The organism is Aliiroseovarius sp. S1123, assembly GCF_023015885.1.
GTDB lineage: Bacteria > Pseudomonadota > Alphaproteobacteria > Rhodobacterales > Rhodobacteraceae > Aliiroseovarius.
Genome location: NZ_JALKBE010000007.1, coordinates 1 through 18,318, shown reverse-complemented (window position 1 = coordinate 18,318; position 18,318 = coordinate 1). Strand labels below are relative to the sequence as shown.

Annotated in this window: 22 protein-coding genes; 1 reads left to right on the top strand and 21 read right to left on the bottom strand. The window is 57.7% G+C overall.

All coding sequences use genetic code 11. The features are described 5' to 3' along the window. Window positions 1–15 precede the first annotated feature (15 nt). From rpiB to MWU53_RS12675, 12 genes are all read right to left on the bottom strand, one after another. Window positions 16–465, bottom strand: a complete 450-nt coding sequence (gene rpiB, locus MWU53_RS12730) for a ribose 5-phosphate isomerase B (RefSeq protein WP_247093924.1) — start codon at window positions 463–465, stop codon at window positions 16–18. 112 nt (window positions 466–577) lie between these two features. After that, window positions 578–1,363: an amino acid ABC transporter ATP-binding protein gene (locus MWU53_RS12725; protein ID WP_281501411.1), complete on the bottom strand. Its 786-nt coding sequence runs from the start codon at window positions 1,361–1,363 to the stop codon at window positions 578–580. A gap of 12 nt (window positions 1,364–1,375) precedes the next feature. After that, window positions 1,376–2,866 carry an amino acid ABC transporter permease gene (locus MWU53_RS12720; protein WP_247093923.1) on the bottom strand — a complete coding sequence of 497 codons (1,491 nt, stop codon included), beginning with the start codon at window positions 2,864–2,866 and terminating at the stop codon, window positions 1,376–1,378. A gap of 1 nt (window position 2,867) precedes the next feature. Then, window positions 2,868–4,130 (bottom strand): ABC transporter permease subunit, encoded by a 1,263-nt coding sequence (locus MWU53_RS12715; protein WP_247093921.1) that lies wholly within the window; start codon window positions 4,128–4,130, stop codon window positions 2,868–2,870. Window positions 4,131–4,251: 121 nt separating this feature from the next. Continuing rightward, the gene (locus tag MWU53_RS12710; protein WP_247093919.1) at window positions 4,252–5,280 is read right to left on the bottom strand and encodes an amino acid ABC transporter substrate-binding protein; all 1,029 of its coding nucleotides are present in this window, start codon (window positions 5,278–5,280) and stop codon (window positions 4,252–4,254) included. A 207-nt stretch (window positions 5,281–5,487) separates the two neighbouring features. After that, the gene (locus MWU53_RS12705; RefSeq protein ID WP_247093917.1) at window positions 5,488–6,204 is read right to left on the bottom strand and encodes an ATP12 family protein; all 717 of its coding nucleotides are present in this window, start codon (window positions 6,202–6,204) and stop codon (window positions 5,488–5,490) included. Beyond that, window positions 6,201–6,884, bottom strand: coding sequence for an HAD-IA family hydrolase (locus MWU53_RS12700; protein ID WP_247093915.1), 684 nt, complete (start codon window positions 6,882–6,884; stop codon window positions 6,201–6,203). Before MWU53_RS12700 ends, MWU53_RS12705 begins: the two co-directional genes overlap by 4 nt. After that, entirely contained in the window at window positions 6,885–7,925 is a 1,041-nt protein-coding gene (locus MWU53_RS12695) for an RluA family pseudouridine synthase (RefSeq protein ID WP_247093913.1), read from the bottom strand. Beyond that, the gene (gene crcB, locus MWU53_RS12690; protein WP_247093911.1) at window positions 7,922–8,299 is read right to left on the bottom strand and encodes a fluoride efflux transporter CrcB; all 378 of its coding nucleotides are present in this window, start codon (window positions 8,297–8,299) and stop codon (window positions 7,922–7,924) included. The genes MWU53_RS12695 and crcB overlap by 4 nt, the downstream gene beginning before the upstream one ends. A 43-nt stretch (window positions 8,300–8,342) precedes the next feature. Continuing rightward, window positions 8,343–8,948 carry a cytochrome b/b6 domain-containing protein gene (locus tag MWU53_RS12685; RefSeq protein ID WP_247093909.1) on the bottom strand — a complete coding sequence of 202 codons (606 nt, stop codon included), beginning with the start codon at window positions 8,946–8,948 and terminating at the stop codon, window positions 8,343–8,345. A gap of 123 nt (window positions 8,949–9,071) precedes the next feature. Then, entirely contained in the window at window positions 9,072–10,388 is a 1,317-nt protein-coding gene (locus MWU53_RS12680) for a replication-associated recombination protein A (RefSeq protein WP_247093906.1), read from the bottom strand. A gap of 52 nt (window positions 10,389–10,440) precedes the next feature. After that, window positions 10,441–11,022, bottom strand: a complete 582-nt coding sequence (locus MWU53_RS12675) for an autoinducer binding domain-containing protein (RefSeq protein ID WP_247093904.1) — start codon at window positions 11,020–11,022, stop codon at window positions 10,441–10,443. 73 nt (window positions 11,023–11,095) lie between these two features. Between MWU53_RS12675 and MWU53_RS12670 the strand changes: the two genes are divergently transcribed. Further along, on the top strand, window positions 11,096–11,254 hold the full coding sequence (locus tag MWU53_RS12670; protein WP_247093902.1) for a hypothetical protein: 159 nt from the start codon (window positions 11,096–11,098) through the stop codon (window positions 11,252–11,254). Window positions 11,255–11,260: 6 nt separating this feature from the next. Here MWU53_RS12670 and rplQ read toward each other — a convergent pair whose 3' ends face one another. The 9 genes from rplQ to MWU53_RS12625 form a co-directional block, all read right to left on the bottom strand. Further along, complete coding sequence (rplQ, locus tag MWU53_RS12665) at window positions 11,261–11,683, bottom strand: 50S ribosomal protein L17 (protein ID WP_247093900.1); 423 nt, start codon at window positions 11,681–11,683, stop codon at window positions 11,261–11,263. Between the two features lie 156 nt (window positions 11,684–11,839). Next, complete coding sequence (locus tag MWU53_RS12660; RefSeq protein ID WP_247093898.1) at window positions 11,840–12,856, bottom strand: DNA-directed RNA polymerase subunit alpha; 1,017 nt, start codon at window positions 12,854–12,856, stop codon at window positions 11,840–11,842. Between the two features lie 108 nt (window positions 12,857–12,964). After that, a complete protein-coding gene (rpsK, locus tag MWU53_RS12655; RefSeq protein ID WP_133484925.1) occupies window positions 12,965–13,354 on the bottom strand; it encodes a 30S ribosomal protein S11 in 390 nt (129 codons plus the stop codon). A 15-nt stretch (window positions 13,355–13,369) separates the two neighbouring features. Then, the gene (rpsM, locus tag MWU53_RS12650; protein WP_247093896.1) at window positions 13,370–13,738 is read right to left on the bottom strand and encodes a 30S ribosomal protein S13; all 369 of its coding nucleotides are present in this window, start codon (window positions 13,736–13,738) and stop codon (window positions 13,370–13,372) included. A 290-nt stretch (window positions 13,739–14,028) separates the two neighbouring features. Then, a complete protein-coding gene (locus MWU53_RS12645) occupies window positions 14,029–14,607 on the bottom strand; it encodes an adenylate kinase (protein WP_133484926.1) in 579 nt (192 codons plus the stop codon). Next, entirely contained in the window at window positions 14,604–15,959 is a 1,356-nt protein-coding gene (secY, locus tag MWU53_RS12640; protein ID WP_247093893.1) for a preprotein translocase subunit SecY, read from the bottom strand. The genes MWU53_RS12645 and secY overlap by 4 nt, the downstream gene beginning before the upstream one ends. 106 nt (window positions 15,960–16,065) lie before the next feature. Next, window positions 16,066–16,536 (bottom strand): 50S ribosomal protein L15, encoded by a 471-nt coding sequence (gene rplO, locus MWU53_RS12635; RefSeq protein WP_133484928.1) that lies wholly within the window; start codon window positions 16,534–16,536, stop codon window positions 16,066–16,068. Window positions 16,537–16,672: 136 nt separating this feature from the next. Further along, entirely contained in the window at window positions 16,673–17,509 is an 837-nt protein-coding gene (locus tag MWU53_RS12630) for a DMT family transporter (protein WP_247093891.1), read from the bottom strand. A gap of 181 nt (window positions 17,510–17,690) precedes the next feature. Beyond that, on the bottom strand, window positions 17,691–17,993 hold the full coding sequence (locus MWU53_RS12625; protein WP_247093889.1) for a hypothetical protein: 303 nt from the start codon (window positions 17,991–17,993) through the stop codon (window positions 17,691–17,693). Window positions 17,994–18,318 lie beyond the last annotated feature (325 nt).

Here is an 18,318-nt window from a genome sequence, read left to right as displayed (position 1 = left end):
CCTGCCCTTTGTTGCTTAGCCTTCGATGGCTTCCATCATGTCCACGCGGGTGGCGTGACGTCCACCCTCGAATTCGGCGTCCAGGAAGGCGTCAACGATGTGCAGCGCCAGATCCTGACCGACAACGCGTGCCCCGATGGACAGCATGTTGGCGTTGTTGTGCTCGCGGATCATACGGGCCGAGAACGCTTCCGAGCAGACGCCGCAGCGGATACCGTCAACGCGGTTGGCGGACATCATGATGCCCTGACCGGTGCCGCACAGAATGATGCCCAGCGCACAATCGCCCGAGGCCACCTTGCGGGCCGCAGCTTCGCCATGCTTGGGATAATGGGTGCTTTCCGGGGTCATCGGCCCGATGTCGACGGGTTCATAGCCTTTGGCGGCAATGTGGTCGGCGATGATCTTGCGCAGCTCAATGGCGGCGTGGTCGCTGGAAAGGACGATGCGTTTGTTGGCAGTCATGGGTGCGTTCCCTATCTGTCGCAGTTTGGCCGGGTTCTGGCCCAGTTCTAGCAGAGTGGCAACAAAAAAGCCCCACCAGATGGTGGGGCTTTTGAAGTTCGTGTCAGAAAGATCAGAGGATCTGGCTGAGGAACAGCTTGGTGCGTTCCGATTGCGGGTTGTTGAAGAACTCTTCCGGTTCGTTCTGTTCCACAATCTGGCCAGCATCCATGAAGATCACGCGGTTGGCGACCTCTTTCGCGAAGCCCATCTCGTGGGTTACGCAAAGCATGGTCATGCCCTCTTCGGCCAGTTCCACCATGGTCTCCAGCACTTCCTTGATCATCTCAGGGTCAAGCGCCGAGGTGGGTTCGTCGAACAGCATGATGCGCGGCATCATGCACAGCGAGCGGGCAATCGCCACACGCTGCTGCTGACCACCCGACAACATGCCCGGATACTTGTGGGCCTGTTCCGGGATCTTCACCTTCTCAAGGAAATGCATCGCGCGCTCTTCGGCCTCTTTACGGGGCTCTTTGCGCACCCAGATGGGCGCCAGCGTGCAGTTTTCCAGAATGGTCAGATGCGGGAAGAGGTTGAAGTGCTGGAACACCATCCCCACTTCCGAGCGCACCTTGTCGACGTTTTTCAGGTCCGAGGTCAGCTCGGTCCCATCAACGATGATCTGACCTTCCTGGTGCTCTTCCAGACGGTTGATACAACGGATCAAGGTGGATTTACCCGAGCCCGACGGTCCCGCGATAACGATCCGTTCGCCCTGATAGACGGTCAGATCAATGTCGCGAAGCACGTGGAACGAGCCGTACCACTTGTTCATGTTGCGGATTTCAATTGCCACCTCGTCCGAGACGGCCAACTTGCTGCGATCAATTTGGTGATCGAGAGTAATCGAAGACATTTTGTCTCTCCTTTAGCGGTGGTCCGTACGAAGTCGGCGCTCTAGATACATCGAGTAGCGCGACATCGAGAAACAGAAGACGAAGAACAGAAGGGCGATGAAGCCGTAAAGCTCCCACACCAGACCGTTCCATGCCTGATCTGCACGGATGGCATTTGACAGACCCAGCGGGTCGAGCAGGCCAATGATCGACACCAGCGTCGTGTCCTTGAACACGCCGATGAAGTTCGACACGATGCCCGGGATCGAAATCTTCAATGCCTGCGGCATGATGATCAGACGCTGTGCTTTCCAATAGTCCAGACCCAGCGCATCAGCTGCTTCGTACTGTCCACGTGGAAGCGCGGCCAGACCGCCTCGGATCGTCTCGGCCATATAGGCAGAGGCGAAGAGCGTCACCATGATCAGCACCCGAAGGATGATGTCAAAGTTCGTGCCCGGCGGCATGAAGATGTTCAGAAGCGTCGAGGCCACGAACAAAAGCGTGATCAGCGGCACACCGCGGATGAACTCGATAAAGCCCACGCACAGCGCCTTGACAATCATCAGGTCCGACTGGCGTCCCAGTGCCAGAACGATGCCGATCGGCAACGAACAGGCAATGGCAACGACACCGATGGTGATCGACAGCATGAAGCCCCCGAACTTCCGGCTTTCCACGGCCTCAAGGCTAATGGGCAGGATGCTGTCCATCAGATTGGCAAAGCCAGATGTCAGGAATAGCCACCAGACAATCGCTATAACTACGGCCCCGATAATCCCAACCAGACTTCCCAACGCCCGCGCGATGAAGACGAAGGCATAGTAACCGATCACGAAACCAAGGGCCGCGGCGATGGGCAACCAGACGGTTCCCCCCCACAAAAGCCATGGAGCTATGAAGGGATAGATGGCCGAGAAGATCAGCGGGTTAGGCAGTCGCTTGGCGCCAGCCTCGATTTCCGCGGCACGGGCTTCTTTGTCGGTAGACAAAGCCTTGAAGCCGACAAAAGCGGCTGCGCCCAGAAGGGCCAGACCAAGGATCAACCCAACGGCTCCACCCAGATACAGACCAGTCAGACCAAGTACAGCCAGAAGCAGCACCCAGTTCATGCGGCGCGAGATCATGCTGAACAGAACTGGCGTCACCGCCACGAACAACAGCGCAAAGGCCACAATCGGGCGCCAGCGTTGGTCTGCTCCGCCTTCGCTGCCATTCGGATAGAAGCCGAACAGAAGCTGTTCCCAGCGGTCATTGATCACCCCCCAACAGGCGGCGTGATGGCCCGAACCGACGATCTCGCGGCATTCGTTTTGCGATGTGCCGTTCCATGTGGGCGAGAAGATCCAAGGCAGGATTGCAGCAAGGACCATGTAAATCAGTACCAGCGACGCGATGGTCAGGATCGAGTTTACAGCCCCACTAAACAGGTTTGCTCGCATCCACCCGACAAGCCCCACCGACGATGCGGGTGGTGCGCGTTCAGGCAGCATTTCAGAGCGGACATAAGACATATCAGACATATCAGCGCTCCTTCAGCTTCACGGATTCGTTGTACCAGTTCATCACGCCCGAAATGGTCAGCGAGATCACCAGATAGACGGCCATCAGCATTAGAACCGTCTCAAGCTCGCGCCCGGTCTGGTTCATGGTGATGCCCCCCAACGTTCCTGTGATGTCCATATAGCCCACGGCAATCGCCAGAGAGCTGTTCTTGGTCAGGTTCAGATAGTTCGAGATCAGCGGCGGAATGATAACCCGCAGCGCCTGTGGCAAGATCACAAGGCTCATGATCCGGTTCGACCGAAGGCCCAGCGCGCCAGCAGCTTCGCTCTGCCCCTTCGACACGGCCAAGATGCCCGCACGGACGATCTCGGCGATGAAGGCGCCTGTATAAATAGACAAGGCCAGCCACAGGGCGATCAGCGAGTTACGCATATGCGTCCCGCCTTTGAAGTTGAATCCCTTCAGCTCGGGATAGCCCAAGTGCAGGCCCAGAAGGGTCAGCACGATCGTGGTCGGAACGACCACGACGCCAAGACGCCAGTACCACGTTGTCGGACGTTCGCCGGTAGCTTCCTGCGTGACATCCGCGCGACGCTTGATGATACGCGAGATGAAAAGCCCGCCTAAGAAGACAAAGGCGATCGCCAGAAGGTCTAGGCTGATGTCAAAGCGCAGGCTGGACTGGCCAAACAGGTGAATGTTGCCCAAGCTGTTCGAAAACAGCGGCTCCGGGATATAGATACCGCGATTGGTGACCGCGACCGTGTCCCAAAGCGACATTGCCGCCTCGCCTTTTCTAAAGGCACTCGGGGCAGGCAGAGTTTCGATCAAGATCGCCATTGTGAACACGATCCACAGAAGAACCGGTACGTTGCGGAACAACTCGACATACACCGCAGCAAGGCGCGAAACGATCCAGTTGGGCGACAGGCGCAAAATGCCCACGAAAACCCCGATGAACGTCGCCGCAATACAGCCCATAGCAGCCACAAGCAGCGTGTTGAGAAGCCCCATCAACGACGCGCGCAGGTGCGTATCCTGAGAGGTATATTCAAGCAGGCGCTGGTTGATGTCATAGCCTGCAGGTTCGCTCATAAAGCCAAAGCTGGGCTGTTTACCCAAGTCGGCGAGGTTCTGAGCAGTGTTAGAAAGCAGCCAGAAGACCAAGATCAAGAAGCCAATCAAGGCAATGATCTGAATGGTCATCGAGCGGTACCGGCTGTCATACAACAGCATGGATAGCCGGAACTGGCCCTGGTGAGGGTCGGTCATAGATGTCATGTGATACATCCCCGTTGCCCTTGGCTTTTTATTGGATAAGGCGGCTTGGGCCGCGGTGCCAAGGTGCGTTCAGATGGAAAGAAAAAGGGCGTGGATCAACCACGCCCTTTTCATGAGTTTCTTAACGGAAGGGCGGCGAGTACAGCAGGCCGCCGTCGGTCCACTGTGCGTTCAAACCACGTGCCAGACCAATCGGAGTAGCTTCACCAATGGTCTTGGCAAAGATTTCACCGTAGTTGCCGTTCGCCATGATGGCGCGCTTAGCCCATTCGGCGTCCAGACCCAGCATTTCACCCAGATTGCCTTCGGTACCCAGCAAGCGGTTGATTTCCGGGTTGTCACCGGCAGCCGCCGACATCTCGCCCACGTTGGTCGAAGTGATGTCAAGTTCTTCAGAGCTGATCAGAGCGTTCAGAGTCCAGCGTACGACGTCACCCCAGTTGTTGTCACCGTGACGGACCAGCGGGCCCAGCGGCTCTTTCGAGATGATTTCGGGCAAGATGACCGACGACGACGGATCTTCGAAGGTCGAGCGCGTGGCGGCCAGACCCGAAGCGTCCGTGGTGTATACGTCACAAGCGCCAGCCAAGTACTGCTGCTGAGCTTCTGCGTTGGTTTCGATTGGAACCGGCTCATAGCTCATGTCGTTGGCACGGAAGAAGTCGGCCAGGTTCAGTTCGGTGGTGGTGCCGGTCTGAATACAAACGGTCGCGCCGTCCAGTTCCTTGGCCGAGGTTACACCCATTTCTTTCGGAACCATGAAGCCTTGGCCGTCATAGTAGTTCACACCAACGAATTCGAACTTCAGGTCGACATCGCGCGAGAAGGTCCAAGTGGTGTTACGGGCCAGCATGTCGATCTCGCCCGAAGCAAGCGCGGTGAAGCGCGTTTTACCCGTGGTCGGAATGAACTCGACGGCGTCGGAATCCCCCAGTACTGCGGCAGCAACTGCGCGGCAGACACTTACGTCGAAACCTTCCCAACGGCCATTTGCATCTGGAGCAGCAAAGCCTGGAACACCGGTGGCAACACCACAGTTCAGCTTGCCGCGTTCTTTAACCTGATCAAGGGTCGAAGCGTCCTGAGCAACAGCGGCGCTTGCAGCGATGCTGGCAACAGTCAGTGCGCCAAGAAAAGCGGATTTCTTCATATTTACCTCTTCCTGAATTTGCCCAGTTTTTAGGGCTTTATATGCGAACAATTGTCCGCTGTGAGTGATGCAAAAAGGGTTTTCCCCCTTCAACTGTGACAGATTTTGAAAGGATTGATCATATTTCGTCAAGGGCAACATCGCGAATTGCGATGCTTAACCTAGGGGAAAGTAAGAATATTAGGCACACCTAACACTTTGGTTGCGTTAAGTTTCGTCGCCGATTGCGGCAAAGAACCATGCTGCAAGGGCAAAATCCTTGCCCTTCCTTTCAACCATTTCCTGTGCTTCTTCGTCTTTACCCCACAATTCTTCCTGCCAAAGCTCGTCCAGACGCGACAATTGCCATGCTGCATCTGCATCCAAACGCCTTTGTGTTATGGCGAAGGACAAGATCAGCGAGCCGGACATTGACACAAGATCGTGAAACGCGGTCAATTGGAAAGGAGCAAAACTGTGGACCAAATCCGTCAGTTTCCGAACAGAATGCGCATCCTGCGCCTGATGCATCACACCCGCGACCGGTTTCAGACGCACATTTAGAGAATCGACCGCCCAGTCAAGAATCGGATCCCATTTCTCGGCCTGCCGCTCGACCAGCTCGCGGGGGTCGGTGGCGCGGTAACACAGAAGATCGCTGTCTCCATAGGCGGCCAGCATGTCTGCAACAGCGGCATGTTGCACTGACACCTTATCAATGGCCGAGTTCGACATACGCGTCACCGGCATGGTGTTGGGGTTCACCGCGTCCTCTTGCGCGTCCCATTCGGTAGCCATGGCATCAGCCAATGCGCGCGATGGAACGATCAGAGGCGACTTGGCGGGCGTCTTGACCGCGCGCCCGTCGAGAAGCACCTGAAAGCCTCCGTCAGCCTCGCCGACCGAGGTTTCTTTCCAGAACCGTTTTGCTGCCCAACCGCTCATACTGTCCCCCAAAGTTCGTCCAGCGCTGCGGGCAGATCCGCAAACGCATCAATCAAAATATCTGCGCCGGCCGCGATCAGCCGTTCGCGCGGATGATAGCCCCACGTAACACCGATGGTGCGAAATCCCGCGGCTTTGCCCATGTCCATATCAAAGCTCGTGTCGCCAATCATCACCGCGTTGGCCGCCTCGGCTCCGGTTTCGGATAGCGCGCGCTGCAGCATTGACGGATGCGGCTTGGACGGGTGATCGTCTGCCGTTTGATGCGTCACAAAAAACTTGCGCAGATCATGCGCGTCATAGGCGTGATCCAATCCGCGTCGCGCTTTTCCTGTGGCCACGCCCAACAACACCTCGTCACGCGGGTGCAGGGCCTCAAGCGCTTCGCGGGCGCCGGGATACATCGGCGCGGCGGCCTCGCCGCCTTTTTCGGCGCGCAGCTTGATGAACATATCCTTGTACTGCTGGGCCGCGATGTCGACGTCCTTGTCGGACATCTCGGGCACCAGCCGCGCGATGGCGTCGTGCAGGGATAGCCCAACGATCGACAGCACCTGTTCGCGCGTTGGCAAGGCCACGCCCATCTCACCGAAGGCGCGGTTCATCGCCTCGACGATGAAATCCTGGCTGTCGATAAGCGTCCCATCAACATCGAACACAGCAAGCTTCAGGGTGGTCATTCAGAGCGCCTCGAACGGGTCATCAGCGGCCAGATCAGGCGTCCAGCCGAAGGTTTCAAACGTATCCGCCATGTGGGGCGGCAGGTCTGCGGTGACGGTAATCGGTTTCTTCGTCATGGGATGCTCGAAGGTCATCGAGCGCGCGTGAAGGTGCAGTTTGCGCGAAATCTCTCCGCCAATCATCGCGCCCCAACCGTCGCCCATATTGTCCTGAGACGAGCCTCCATATTTGCCGTCGCCAATGATCGGGTGTCCGATCTCGGCCATGTGGGCGCGCAGCTGGTGGGTGCGGCCGGTAATCGGCTCCATCGCGACCCAAGATGCGCGGCTTGCTACGCGATAGAGCGTTGCGTAAAGCGTGTGCGCGCGCTTGGCGTCCGGATATTCATGCATTGCGCGGGGATGCACGCAGATCATCTTTTCACCCGCACCGCGTCCGCCACCCGCTGCCTTGAACAGGCCATAGCGGATCTCGCCCAGATAGGGGGTCGGAACGCCTGCCACCACAGCCCAGTAAATCTTCCGGGTTTCCTTGTGACGCATCGCAGCCGTCAGGGCCGAGGCCACAGCCTGCGTACGCGCCAGCAGCAGAACGCCAGACGTGTCTTTGTCCAGTCGGTGCACAAGGCGGGGTTTTTCCTCGCGGTCATATTTCAGAGCCTCGGCCAGACCATCCACATGCTTAAGCTGTTTGGATCCACCCTGCGTGGGCAGTCCCGGCGGTTTGTTCAGGGCGATCACGTAGTCATCTTTATAGATGACGCAGGATTGGATCATCTTAGCGTCCGCGTCCGACACGCGCGCATTAGGTTTCGACGCGGGGCGTTCGTCCTTGGTGGTCGGAAGGGGTGGGATGCGCACTTCGTCCCCCGGCCCAACGCGGGTCGAGGTTTTGACCTTGGCGCCATTCACGCGGAACTCGCCCTTGCGGCAGCCTTTTTCGATCCGGCCCTGCCCCACATGCGGAAACATGCGTTTAACCCAGCGATCCAGCCGCTGCTCGGCCTCATCCGGGCCAAGAGTAATAAGTTGAACGCTCATGCCAATACCATTCGGGTCAGCCAAAGACCCGCCATCAATGCGGCAATCGAAATCAGGACGGACCCAAGGATATAGCCGATCGCCGCGGTGCTCTGACCGCGCTCGAACAGCGTTACTGCATCCAAAGAAAAGGCCGAGAAGGTCGTGAACCCGCCCAGCACTCCGGTCATCAAGAAAGGCGCTGCCGCTTGCCCGCCTTTCTTGGCCAGGATGACAACCAATGCGCCCATCAGAAACGACCCGACCACATTCACCACCATGGTCCCGGCTGGAAAGCCGTGGCCCAACAGGCGGGTCACCGTGGTACCGGTCAGATAGCGGGCCGAGGCGCCAAGCGCGCCGCCCAAGGCAACTTGCAAAAGGGGTGTCATCATGGCGTCTGACTGAGGCCAAGCGCCTTTATTGTCAAGCGCCCTGTCACATATCAGGGTGGTCTTTACGCACCTCTTTCCACCCTGTGACCATCGGTTTCACAAGGTTTTCGCGCTTCCAAAAGCGGTAAAACAGGATCGCGCCCAGATGCAGCACGATCAGCGCCAGAAGCAGAAGCGACAGGCGATAGTGCAGCCCCGCCGCCGCGCGCGCGGTGTCATAGCTGACCCAGTCAACCAGCGGGCCCGTGTTGATAAAATCATCCGCGTCGATGAACAGCCCGGTCCCGACTTGCAAGATCAGAACACCCAGAAGCGCAAAGACCGACAACGCGCCCACCGGGTTATGGCCGGGCCAATAGCTCGGGCGGCGTTTGGGCAGGGTCGCGACGTAGGCCAGCGTTTTCTTCGGGCCAAACAGGAAGTGGCTGAACCGCGCGGGGCGCGAGCCAACAAAACCCCACAGGATGCGGAAGGCCAAAAGGCCAATCACCGCATAGCCCGCATAGAAATGTAGGGTCATGATCTTGGGCCCGAACTTGCCCAGCATCCAGCCGGTCACAACACAGACAACCAGCGTCCAGTGGAACAGGCGCAACGGCAGATCCCAGATGCAGCGCGTTTCGATTGGCGGTTGATCCTGCAATGGCATAGAAATCCTCTTTGTTGGAACCAGATTGCCATGTTTGATCCGATCTGGCGAGAGGGGGCTTTGCCCCCATGCGTCTTGTTCCAAGACGCATTCCCCCAGGATATTTGGGACAAGAAAAACGGATCAGGTTCGGCGTTTCGTGCGCAGTTTTGCGAAATAGTCCGTGCGTTTCTTCAGCTCGCGCTCAAACCCGCGTTCGACCGGCACATAGTAGACGCCACGCTTCATGTCATCGGGGAAGTAATTCTGCCCCGAGAACCCGTCCGGCGCGTCGTGATCATAGGCATAGCCTTCGCCATAGCCCTGCTCTTCCATCAGCCGTGTCGGCGCGTTCAGGATATGCTTGGGAGGCGGTGCAGATCCCGTTTTCTTTGCCGCCTGCATTGCCGCCTTGAAGGCCACATAGTTGGCGTTGGATTTGGGCGCGAGCGCCAGATAGATCACCGCCTGCGAGAGGGCCAGTTCACCTTCCGGGCTGCCGAGACGTTCATAGGTCTCCCATGCGTCCAGACAGACCCGCTGGGCCTGAGGATCGCCCAGTCCGATGTCTTCGACCGCCATGCGCGTCAAGCGGCGGGACAAAAAGCGAGGATCCTCGCCACCGTTTAGCATCCGGGCGAACCAATACAGCGCGGCGTCCGGATCGGACCCGCGGATGGATTTGTGTAGGGCGGAAATCAGGTTGTAATGCTCGTCGCCGGACTTGTCATAGACCGCCGCGCGTTTCATCAGGCGCGAAGACAGGCCTTCAACATCCAGCTTGCCGTCGATCTTCCATGCGTTGACTTGTTCCACCAAGTTCAACAGCGCCCGCCCGTCGCCATCGGCCATTTCCAAAAGTGCCTCGCGCGCTTCGCCAGTCAAAGGCAACGCCTTGCCCAATTCTTGCTCGGCGCGTTGCACCAGTCGCTCCAGATCGACCAATGACAGGCGCGTCAGCACCAGAACCTGAGAGCGCGACAGCACAGCGGCGTTCAGCTCGAACGAGGGGTTCTCGGTCGTGGCGCCAACCAGCAGGATCGTGCCGTCTTCCATGTACGGCAGGAATCCGTCCTGCTGGGCTTTGTTGAAGCGGTGGATTTCGTCCACGAACAGAAGCGTGCCCTGCCCATTGGCGCGGCGGTGCTTGGCAGCTTCGAACACCTTGCGCAGCTCGGGCACCCCAGAAAAAATCGCGCTGATCTGGACGAAATGCAGATCCGTTTCGCGGGCCAGAAGGCGCGCGATGGTGGTCTTGCCCACGCCGGGCGGCCCCCACAGGATCAGTGATCCAAGACTGCCCGCCGCTAACATCGTACCTAGCGGCGCCTCGGATCCAAGAACCTGCTCTTGCCCGATCACTTCGGGCAAAGATTGCGGGCGCAGCCGATCCGCCAAAGGGCGCGGCGCATCATGACCGCGATCCGGGCGGTCGGTGGAACTGTCGAATAGGTCAGCCATGGGCCGAAACTATGCGCCCAAGTGAACGGGGAAAAGAAGAAAACGTCCTGCGTTAGATAAGACGGTTTTCCTGCGCACGCTGAAGCGCCTCGGACGTGGTGCGCGCTGACAGGCGATCACGGGCACTTCGCAGCCGCGCCTTGAGCGCGCTTTCTGAGACCCCCAATCGCGCGGCGGCTTCCGCATGGCGAAATCCTTTGGCGACCAACTGCAGCGCCGCACGCTGTGCTTGGGTCAGGCTATCGGGTGGCCGCGTGTTAAAATGCAGCTTGGTCACCACGTTAAGCAGGTGCTGAACTTCAGTGTCCGTGTATTCCCGATCAGACCGCGAAAATCCTCCGATGCTTCGAGACGAGATTGGGCCGATTGAAATTGCCACTCCGTATTTGGCACCGTAGGTGGCTGCCTGCATAAGAACATGGTGCGGATCTGGAACCTCCAATTCGCTCCACCGAACAGCGCCTTCGTTCTGAACCCCCCAGAACACCAGCGGATCGACCATCATATAGCCTTCATCGATGTATCTTGCAGACCATTCGGGGTCGTATGTGCGCAGCAACATATACGGCGTGCCGTTTCGAATATGCAGCCCCAACCCGTAACCAGACGGCGCAAGCTTATCTAAATGTGACAAACTTTCGCTTAGATCGGTCTTGCGTTGCATGTTTGGCTGGATACCCTGCTTCTTTTCTTAAGAAATCATCAAGATGATGAAAACTATCTATTTAGACAAGCTGCCAGAGAGTCAAACAACCGCAGCTTGCAATTTTGGTGCCGAGTATTGGGTGGCCCTGCTGCGCCCAGAAAATGAACACAAAAACAAAAAAAACCCCGCACAAGGCGGGGCTTCTTCAAGTCGGTTTTGACCGGCTTCATTCTTCGGCAGCAACTTCTTCTGCTTCCAGACGGGCGCGGTCAGCGGCGCCTTTGGCATCGGTATCGCGATCTACGAATTCGATGATCGCCATCGGAGCCATGTCGCCATAGCGGAAGCCAGCTTTCAGAACGCGGACGTATCCACCCTGACGCTCAGCGTAGCGCGGGCCCAGAACGTCGAACAGTTTAGCAACCAGAGCTTCTTGCTTCAGACGGGCCGAAGCCTGACGACGTGCGTGCAGGTCGCCACGTTTGGCCAGCGTGATCATCTTTTCGATGATCGGGCGCAGTTCTTTGGCCTTGGGCAGGGTGGTCTTGATCTGTTCGTGTTCGATCAGCGATCCAGCCATGTTAGCGAACATGGCTTTACGGTGTTCATGGGTGCGGTTCAGGCGGCGGTAACCACGAGCGTGACGCATTTTCTTAATCCTTCTTTGGTGCTCTTAGGTGAGCGGTGCTTTGTCTGAGAACCGATGCGTGTCGGTCCCTCTCCTTGGGGCAGGATTGCCCAGATGTTCCCCACTACTGTGGGCATTTCGGGGGCCGCTCTACGCCGCCCCCGGAAACTTGTCAAATCAGAACTGGTCTTCGAATTTCTTCGCCAGCTCTTCGATGTTCTCAGGCGGCCATTCCTCGACATCCATGCCAAGGTGCAGACCCATGCCCGAAAGCACTTCTTTGATCTCGTTCAGCGACTTGCGGCCGAAGTTCGGGGTGCGCAGCATCTCGGCTTCGGTTTTCTGGATCAGATCGCCAATGTAAACGATGTTGTCGTTCTTCAGGCAGTTTGCCGAACGGACAGACAGTTCCAGCTCGTCCACTTTCTTCAGCAGAAGCGGGTTGAACTCGAGACCATCGTCTTCGTCCTGACGGCCAGCTGCTTCCGGCTCGTCGAAGTTCACGAAGATCGACAGCTGGTCCTGCAGAATGCGCGCAGCGTATGCCACTGCATCTTCCGGCGTAACCGAACCATCGGTTTCCAGTTTCAGGGTCAGCTTGTCATAGTCCAGAACTTGACCTTCACGGGTCGGCTGAACGTCATACGACACTTTCTTGACCGGCGAATAGATCGCATCAACCGGGATCAGGCCAATCGGCGCATCTTCCGGCTTGTTCTTGTCAGCTGCAACATAGCCTTTGCCAGTGTTGACGGTCAGTTCCATGAACAGGTCCGCGCCGTCATCCAGGTGACAGATCACGTGATCTTTGTTCAGGATCTCAATGCCAGCCGATTCCGAGATCGCACCAGCGGTCACAACCATCGGGCCTTTGGCCGAAATCGACAGGCGCTTGGGGCCTTCGACTTCCATGTTGATCGCAACACCTTTGAGGTTCAGAACGATGTCGGTGACGTCTTCACGTACACCAGCAACCGAGCTGAACTCGTGCAGAACGTTGTCGATCTGAACCGACGTGATGGCGGCACCTTGCAGCGAGCTCATCAGCACGCGGCGCAGGGCGTTGCCCAAGGTCAGACCAAAGCCACGCTCCAGCGGTTCAGCAACAACAGTCGCCTGACGTGCGGGATCATTGCCCGGCTTTACGTCCAGCTGTGTCGGCTTGATCAATTCTGCCCAGTTCTTGTGGATCATGCGTCCCTCCATACTTGTCCTGTCCCCATGTCCAAAGGGCAGGACGCCCGAGGTTAAAATGACGGAAACCGGGCCTCGCTTCGTGCGGGGCCCGGCCGTAAAATGTTCTTATACGCGGCGGCGCTTCGGCGGACGGCAGCCGTTGTGTGCGATCGGGGTTACATCACGGATCGAGGTGATGTTGAAACCGATAGCAGCCAGCGCACGCAGAGCCGATTCACGACCCGAACCGGGGCCCTGAACTTCAACTTCCAGCGTCTTAACACCGTGTTCCTGAGCTTTCTTGCCAGCGTCTTCCGCAGCCATCTGAGCAGCATACGGGGTCGACTTGCGCGAGCCTTTGAAACCCATGGTGCCAGCCGACGACCACGAGATGGCGTTGCCTTGCACGTCCGAGATCAGGATCTTGGTGTTGTTGAACGACGAGTTAACGTGAGCAACACCGGATGCGATGTTCTTACGCTCTTTACGCTTCATGCGGGTCTTATCGCGAGCCATTGTTCACTACTCCCCTTATTTCTTCTTACCAGCAATGGCCTTTGCGGGGCCTTTGCGAGTACGTGCGTTGGTCGAGGTACGCTGACCACGAACAGGGAGGTTACGACGGTGACGCAGACCGCGGTAGCAGCCCAGATCCATCAGACGTTTGATGTTCATCTGAGTTTCACGGCGCAGGTCACCTTCAACGGTGTAGGTTGCGTCGATGTGCTCGCGAATTGCCAGAACTTCAGCGTCCGACAGTTCGTTCACGCGACGGGTAACGTCGATGTTCACAGCTTCGCAGATAGCAGCAGCCGAAGTATGGCCGATACCGGTAATGTAGGTCAGGGCGATCGGGACCCGTTTGTGGGTCGGGATGTTTACGCCAGCAATACGTGCCACGTAGTCTTTCCTTTTCGTTGCGGTTCCGTAGCTCCGGAACCTTTTTTCACAACGTAAGCCCGCCGGATCATTCCTGCGGGCCGCGCTGAATTCTCTAGTCTGGTGTGGTTCAGGGAGCGACCCCGCAGACACACCGATTCCCGTAAGGGATGGGGTGAGTTACTCGGGTTTGAACAGTTCGTCAACCCATCATAGTGCCAAGCATTTTGAACACCCCGGCCCGGCCCTAAAAAAACCCAAAGCGCCGCGATAGTGCCGCGGCGCTTGGAAACTCATCTATGGCGTCTGGATCAGGCGCCCAGAACCTCGGCGATTTCGCCCTGTACTTCGTCGATGGTGCCCAGACCGTTGACCGACTTCAGGTCGCCTTTGGCCCAGTAGTAGCCAATCAGCGGCGAGGTTTTCTTGTAGTACTCCATCAGACGGATCTTCAGGCTTTCCTCGTTGTCATCGGCGCGCACAGGCTGACCTGCTTTGCGGGCTTCCTCGGCGCGGCCGACGATACGGCCAACCAGCACCTCGTCATCCACGCGCATTTCGACAACAGCGTCCAGCGTCTGATTATGCTTCTCAAGCAGCGCACCCAGAGCATCCGCCTGAGGCAGCGTGCGGGGGAAGCCGTCGAAGATGAAGCCGCCTCCGGTGTCGCCTTCCAGCTTTTCCTCGATCAGGCCGATGACGATCTCGTCTGTGACCAGCTCGCCCGCGTCCATGATGGCGGCAACTTTCTTGCCCATCTCAGTGCCCGAGGCTTTGGCTTCCCGCAGCATGTCACCGGTCGACAGCTGGATCATGCCACGCTCTTCCACCAGCTTGGCGGCTTGGGTTCCTTTGCCGGCGCCCGGCGGTCCAAGAAGAATAATGTTCATCGACGTGCAGGCCCCTTCTTGCCACGTTTCTTACCGCGCAGCTGCGACTTCTCGATCAGGCCCTCATACTGGTGGGCCAGAAGATGCGACTGCACTTGCTGGATGGTGTCCATGGTGACCGACACAACGATCAGAACCGAGGTGCCGCCGAAGTAGAACGGGATGGCCAGCTGTGCGCGCAGGATCTCCGGCATCAAGCAGACCGCGGCCAGATAGACCGAGCCCAGAGCCAGCAGGCGCGTCACGACATAGTCTAGATACTCGGCGGTTTTCTTGCCGGGGCGAATGCCGGGCACAAAGCCGTTCTGGTTTTTCAGGTTGTCCGCAACCTCGTCCGTCTTGAACGCAACTTCCTTGGTGTAGAAGAAGGTGAAGAAGATGATCATGGCCGAGAAGAACAGCAAATAGAGTGGCTGACCGGGGCCAAAATAGGCAAGGATGGTCGACATGACCGGACCGGCCTGACCCGACGAGAAGGTCGAGATCGTTGTCGGCAGCAGCAGCAGCGCCGAGGCAAAGATCGCCGGGATAACGCCCGCGGGGTTCACCTTGATCGGCAGGTGGGACGAGCCACCGTCATACACCTTCATGCCAACCTGACGACGCGGATACTGGATGTGCACCTTACGCAGCGCGCGTTCCATGAACACGACGAAGGCAATTACGGCGATCATCATGACGATAACACCGATGATCACAGCAGGGCTGATCGCACCCGAACGACCCGAGGCCAGGAATTGCGCCAGTGCGGCGGGGATCTCGGCCACGATGCCGACGAAGATGATCAGCGAAATACCGTTTCCGATGCCGCGCGCGGTGATCTGCTCACCCAGCCACATCAGGAACATGGTGCCGCCAACCAGCGTAATCACACAGGCTGCGATGAAGAACGAACCAGGGTTGGTGACCAGATCGCCAGCTTGCAACGAGTTCGCCAATGCGAAGGCCTGCCCCGTGGCCAGCAGAACGGTGCCATAGCGGGTGTACTGGTTGATCTTCTTGCGGCCTTGCTCGCCCTCTTTCTTCAGCTGCTTCAGCGGCTCCCACATGGAAGACAGAAGCTGCACAATGATCGAGGCCGAGATGTACGGCATGATACCAAGGGCAAATACGCCCATCCGGCTTAGCGCACCGCCGGTGAACATACCCAAGACGCCGGCGATGCCGGATTGTGCCTGGTCCATGAACTCGCGCAGGGCGTTCGCGTCGATCCCCGGAACGGGAATGAACGTGCCAAGACGATAGATGATCAGAAGCCCGATCGTGAAGAAGATGCGCTGGCGAAGCTCGGTCGCCTTGCCGAAGGCGCTCCAGCTCATGTTCGACGCCATTTGTTCTGCTGCAGATGCCATAAGGCCCCCTTGGATCAAGAAAAACGCCGCCGGACCGTTCCCGGCTCCGGCGGCGCTTGAAAACGTGATTAGACATGTAAGGCGCTGGGGCGCGCCTCACAAGGTCTTATTCAGCCGCAGCCGGAGCAGCGACGGTCAACTTACCGCCAGCTTTTTCGACAGCTTCAACAGCCGATTTCGACGCACCGGTTACGGTGATGTTGGCTTTGGCGGTCAGTTCGCCTTTGGCCAGAACGCGAACACCGTCCAGCTTGCGACGGACCAGGCCCGAAGCAACCAGAGTGTCTTCGGTGATGTCACCAGCGTCCAGTTTCTTCTCGTCGATGAACTTCTGGATCAGGCCCAGGTTGATCACAGCGAACTTCTTGCGGTTCGGCTTGTTGAAGCCACGCTTGGGAAGACGCTGGTAGAGGGGCATTTGGCCGCCTTCGTAGCCGTTGATGGCTACACCCGAACGCGACTTCTGACCTTTGATACCACGGCCACCGGTTTTACCAGTGCCCGAACCGGGACCACGACCAACGCGTTTGCGGGGTTTCGTTGCGCCAGGATTGTCGCGCAGTTCATGCAATTTCATATCGCTTCTCCTTTGCCGGAACTGACCCCAGAAGCGATACGGGGCCAAACACGGCTTTTTTTGGTTTTGATTCTGCAGCCCAAAAGGCCACCGGGGGCGTATAGACGAGCCTTCTGCCCAACGCAAGCCTTCGTGGCTATTTGCGTGCCATCAACCCAACCGCGATGCCGCCCAACACAAGGGTCGAGGCCGTGACCTCGCGCACTCCGACGGTTTCACCCAGCAGGATGACCCCCGCCCCCATGGCGATCACCGGAACCGAAAGCTGGACGAGCGCGCCGGTGCTGGCGCCCAGCTTTGGCAACACGCGATACCACAGCGCATAGCCAAGGCCCGATGTGATGGCACCTGATGTGATGGCCAGAAGGATGCCGGGGGTGGACAACGCCTCGCCCCAGATGAATGGCAGCGTGGCGATCAGCACGATGGGCGTGGCAAAGATGAAATTCCACCCGGTCGCTTGAAGCGGTTCAACCGCGCGACGGCCAATCAAGGAATAGATGCCCCACCCGATTGCCGCGGCAGTCATCAAGATCAAGGGGAGCGCAGGGAGCTGCACAGTCTCGGACGGCCAAACCAGATAGGCGAGCCCAAGCATGGACACTGCCATGCCGCCCCACCGTAGCGCCGGGATCCCATCCCCCGCCCGCACCGCGCCCGCAAACATCGTGACCTGCACGATGGCAAACAGCACAAGCGCACCCAGCCCTGCATCCAACGCCACATAGGCGAAAGAGAAGCCCAGAAGATAGGTCGCCAACGCCCCGGCCGAGATCCAATCAGGCGCAGGGCGTTTGGGCGCAACCTTCTGTCCCAACACCATCAACACCCACAACATAACCGCACCCGAGATCACGCGGATTGCGGCAAATCCGGCAGGACCAATGGCGCCCTCCGCCAGCCCTGCACGGTTGAGCAGGGAGTTTGCCGCGAAGGCGGTCATGGTGAGGAGGGTGAGAAGGAAGAGTCGCATGGTAGGTTTTGAAGTTGTTTAAGAGTTAGCTAGCAGCATTTGCAGATTAACGCACTTCACGTACGAGTGTACGGACATGCCCCCCGTCGCTCCCTCATTCATTGCGAAAGTCTTCAGGTCTTGTTCTCGTGGTCTTTTCTTTCAGTGGCTCGAATGCCGTTGTCATTCGGCAACACTAAATTTAGCACTCGACCGCGGCCTGTAGGTAAGACGGCTGCAGACTGCTTTGCTGATATTCAGCTTCAACAACCCTACAGCGAGATACTTGTTCAATGGCGCGTACCTGAAGAGGTTTAAGGGTGCTCAGTGCCGGAATGATCGAAACGGCCTTATCGGAAATCCACCACGCCGCCCAGTGATCACTGTTAGGAACGACACCAATTTTCTCACCATCAATTACTACATCTACTCTTTGTGGGTGACTTACGTTTGCTGCAACGCTGCCCTCGCATCCGGCCAAAAGCGACAAGGCAAGAGCTGCCATTCCTACTCTCTTCATTATTTCCCCTATACTTAAATTCCAGTCCCAAGTTCGCAACAATGGCCATAGTTCTCTGCTCAGATCAATTAATAATAGAAATACACTCGTCAGGTTCTTGGGTTGTCGATGCATCCCTTTCAACTATATCGCTCCCTCGGCAACAATCAGCAACGAAGCAGACAACTAAGCCCCCCCTTCACGCAGAACGCCGCGCTCATTTCTGAGCGCGGCGTTTTGTTTTGTTCTGATCATCGAATTGAGAGGATACGTTATTTGGTTCTTTATTAGGTTTGGCGGTGACCTACTCTCCCACGCCTTAAGACGCAGT

Excerpts from the sequence above, each read along its gene's own strand:
- rpiB (WP_247093924.1), bottom strand. The coding sequence starts at position 465 with ATGACTGCCAACAAACGCATCGTCCTTTCCAGCGACCACGCCGCCATT.
- MWU53_RS12725 (WP_281501411.1), bottom strand. The coding sequence starts at position 1,363 with ATGTCTTCGATTACTCTCGATCACCAAATTGATCGCAGCAAGTTGGCC.
- MWU53_RS12720 (WP_247093923.1), bottom strand. The coding sequence starts at position 2,866 with ATGTCTGATATGTCTTATGTCCGCTCTGAAATGCTGCCTGAACGCGCA.
- MWU53_RS12715 (WP_247093921.1), bottom strand. The coding sequence starts at position 4,130 with ATGACATCTATGACCGACCCTCACCAGGGCCAGTTCCGGCTATCCATG.
- MWU53_RS12710 (WP_247093919.1), bottom strand. The coding sequence starts at position 5,280 with ATGAAGAAATCCGCTTTTCTTGGCGCACTGACTGTTGCCAGCATCGCT.
- MWU53_RS12705 (WP_247093917.1), bottom strand. The coding sequence starts at position 6,204 with ATGAGCGGTTGGGCAGCAAAACGGTTCTGGAAAGAAACCTCGGTCGGC.
- MWU53_RS12700 (WP_247093915.1), bottom strand. The coding sequence starts at position 6,884 with ATGACCACCCTGAAGCTTGCTGTGTTCGATGTTGATGGGACGCTTATC.
- MWU53_RS12695 (WP_247093913.1), bottom strand. The coding sequence starts at position 7,925 with ATGAGCGTTCAACTTATTACTCTTGGCCCGGATGAGGCCGAGCAGCGG.
- crcB (WP_247093911.1), bottom strand. The coding sequence starts at position 8,299 with ATGATGACACCCCTTTTGCAAGTTGCCTTGGGCGGCGCGCTTGGCGCC.
- MWU53_RS12685 (WP_247093909.1), bottom strand. The coding sequence starts at position 8,948 with ATGCCATTGCAGGATCAACCGCCAATCGAAACGCGCTGCATCTGGGAT.
- MWU53_RS12680 (WP_247093906.1), bottom strand. The coding sequence starts at position 10,388 with ATGGCTGACCTATTCGACAGTTCCACCGACCGCCCGGATCGCGGTCAT.
- MWU53_RS12670 (WP_247093902.1), top strand. The coding sequence starts at position 11,096 with ATGATGAAAACTATCTATTTAGACAAGCTGCCAGAGAGTCAAACAACC.
- rplQ (WP_247093900.1), bottom strand. The coding sequence starts at position 11,683 with ATGCGTCACGCTCGTGGTTACCGCCGCCTGAACCGCACCCATGAACAC.
- MWU53_RS12660 (WP_247093898.1), bottom strand. The coding sequence starts at position 12,856 with ATGATCCACAAGAACTGGGCAGAATTGATCAAGCCGACACAGCTGGAC.
- rpsK (WP_133484925.1), bottom strand. The coding sequence starts at position 13,354 with ATGGCTCGCGATAAGACCCGCATGAAGCGTAAAGAGCGTAAGAACATC.
- MWU53_RS12645 (WP_133484926.1), bottom strand. The coding sequence starts at position 14,607 with ATGAACATTATTCTTCTTGGACCGCCGGGCGCCGGCAAAGGAACCCAA.
- secY (WP_247093893.1), bottom strand. The coding sequence starts at position 15,959 with ATGGCATCTGCAGCAGAACAAATGGCGTCGAACATGAGCTGGAGCGCC.
- rplO (WP_133484928.1), bottom strand. The coding sequence starts at position 16,536 with ATGAAATTGCATGAACTGCGCGACAATCCTGGCGCAACGAAACCCCGC.
- MWU53_RS12630 (WP_247093891.1), bottom strand. The coding sequence starts at position 17,509 with ATGCGACTCTTCCTTCTCACCCTCCTCACCATGACCGCCTTCGCGGCA.
- MWU53_RS12625 (WP_247093889.1), bottom strand. The coding sequence starts at position 17,993 with ATGGCAGCTCTTGCCTTGTCGCTTTTGGCCGGATGCGAGGGCAGCGTT.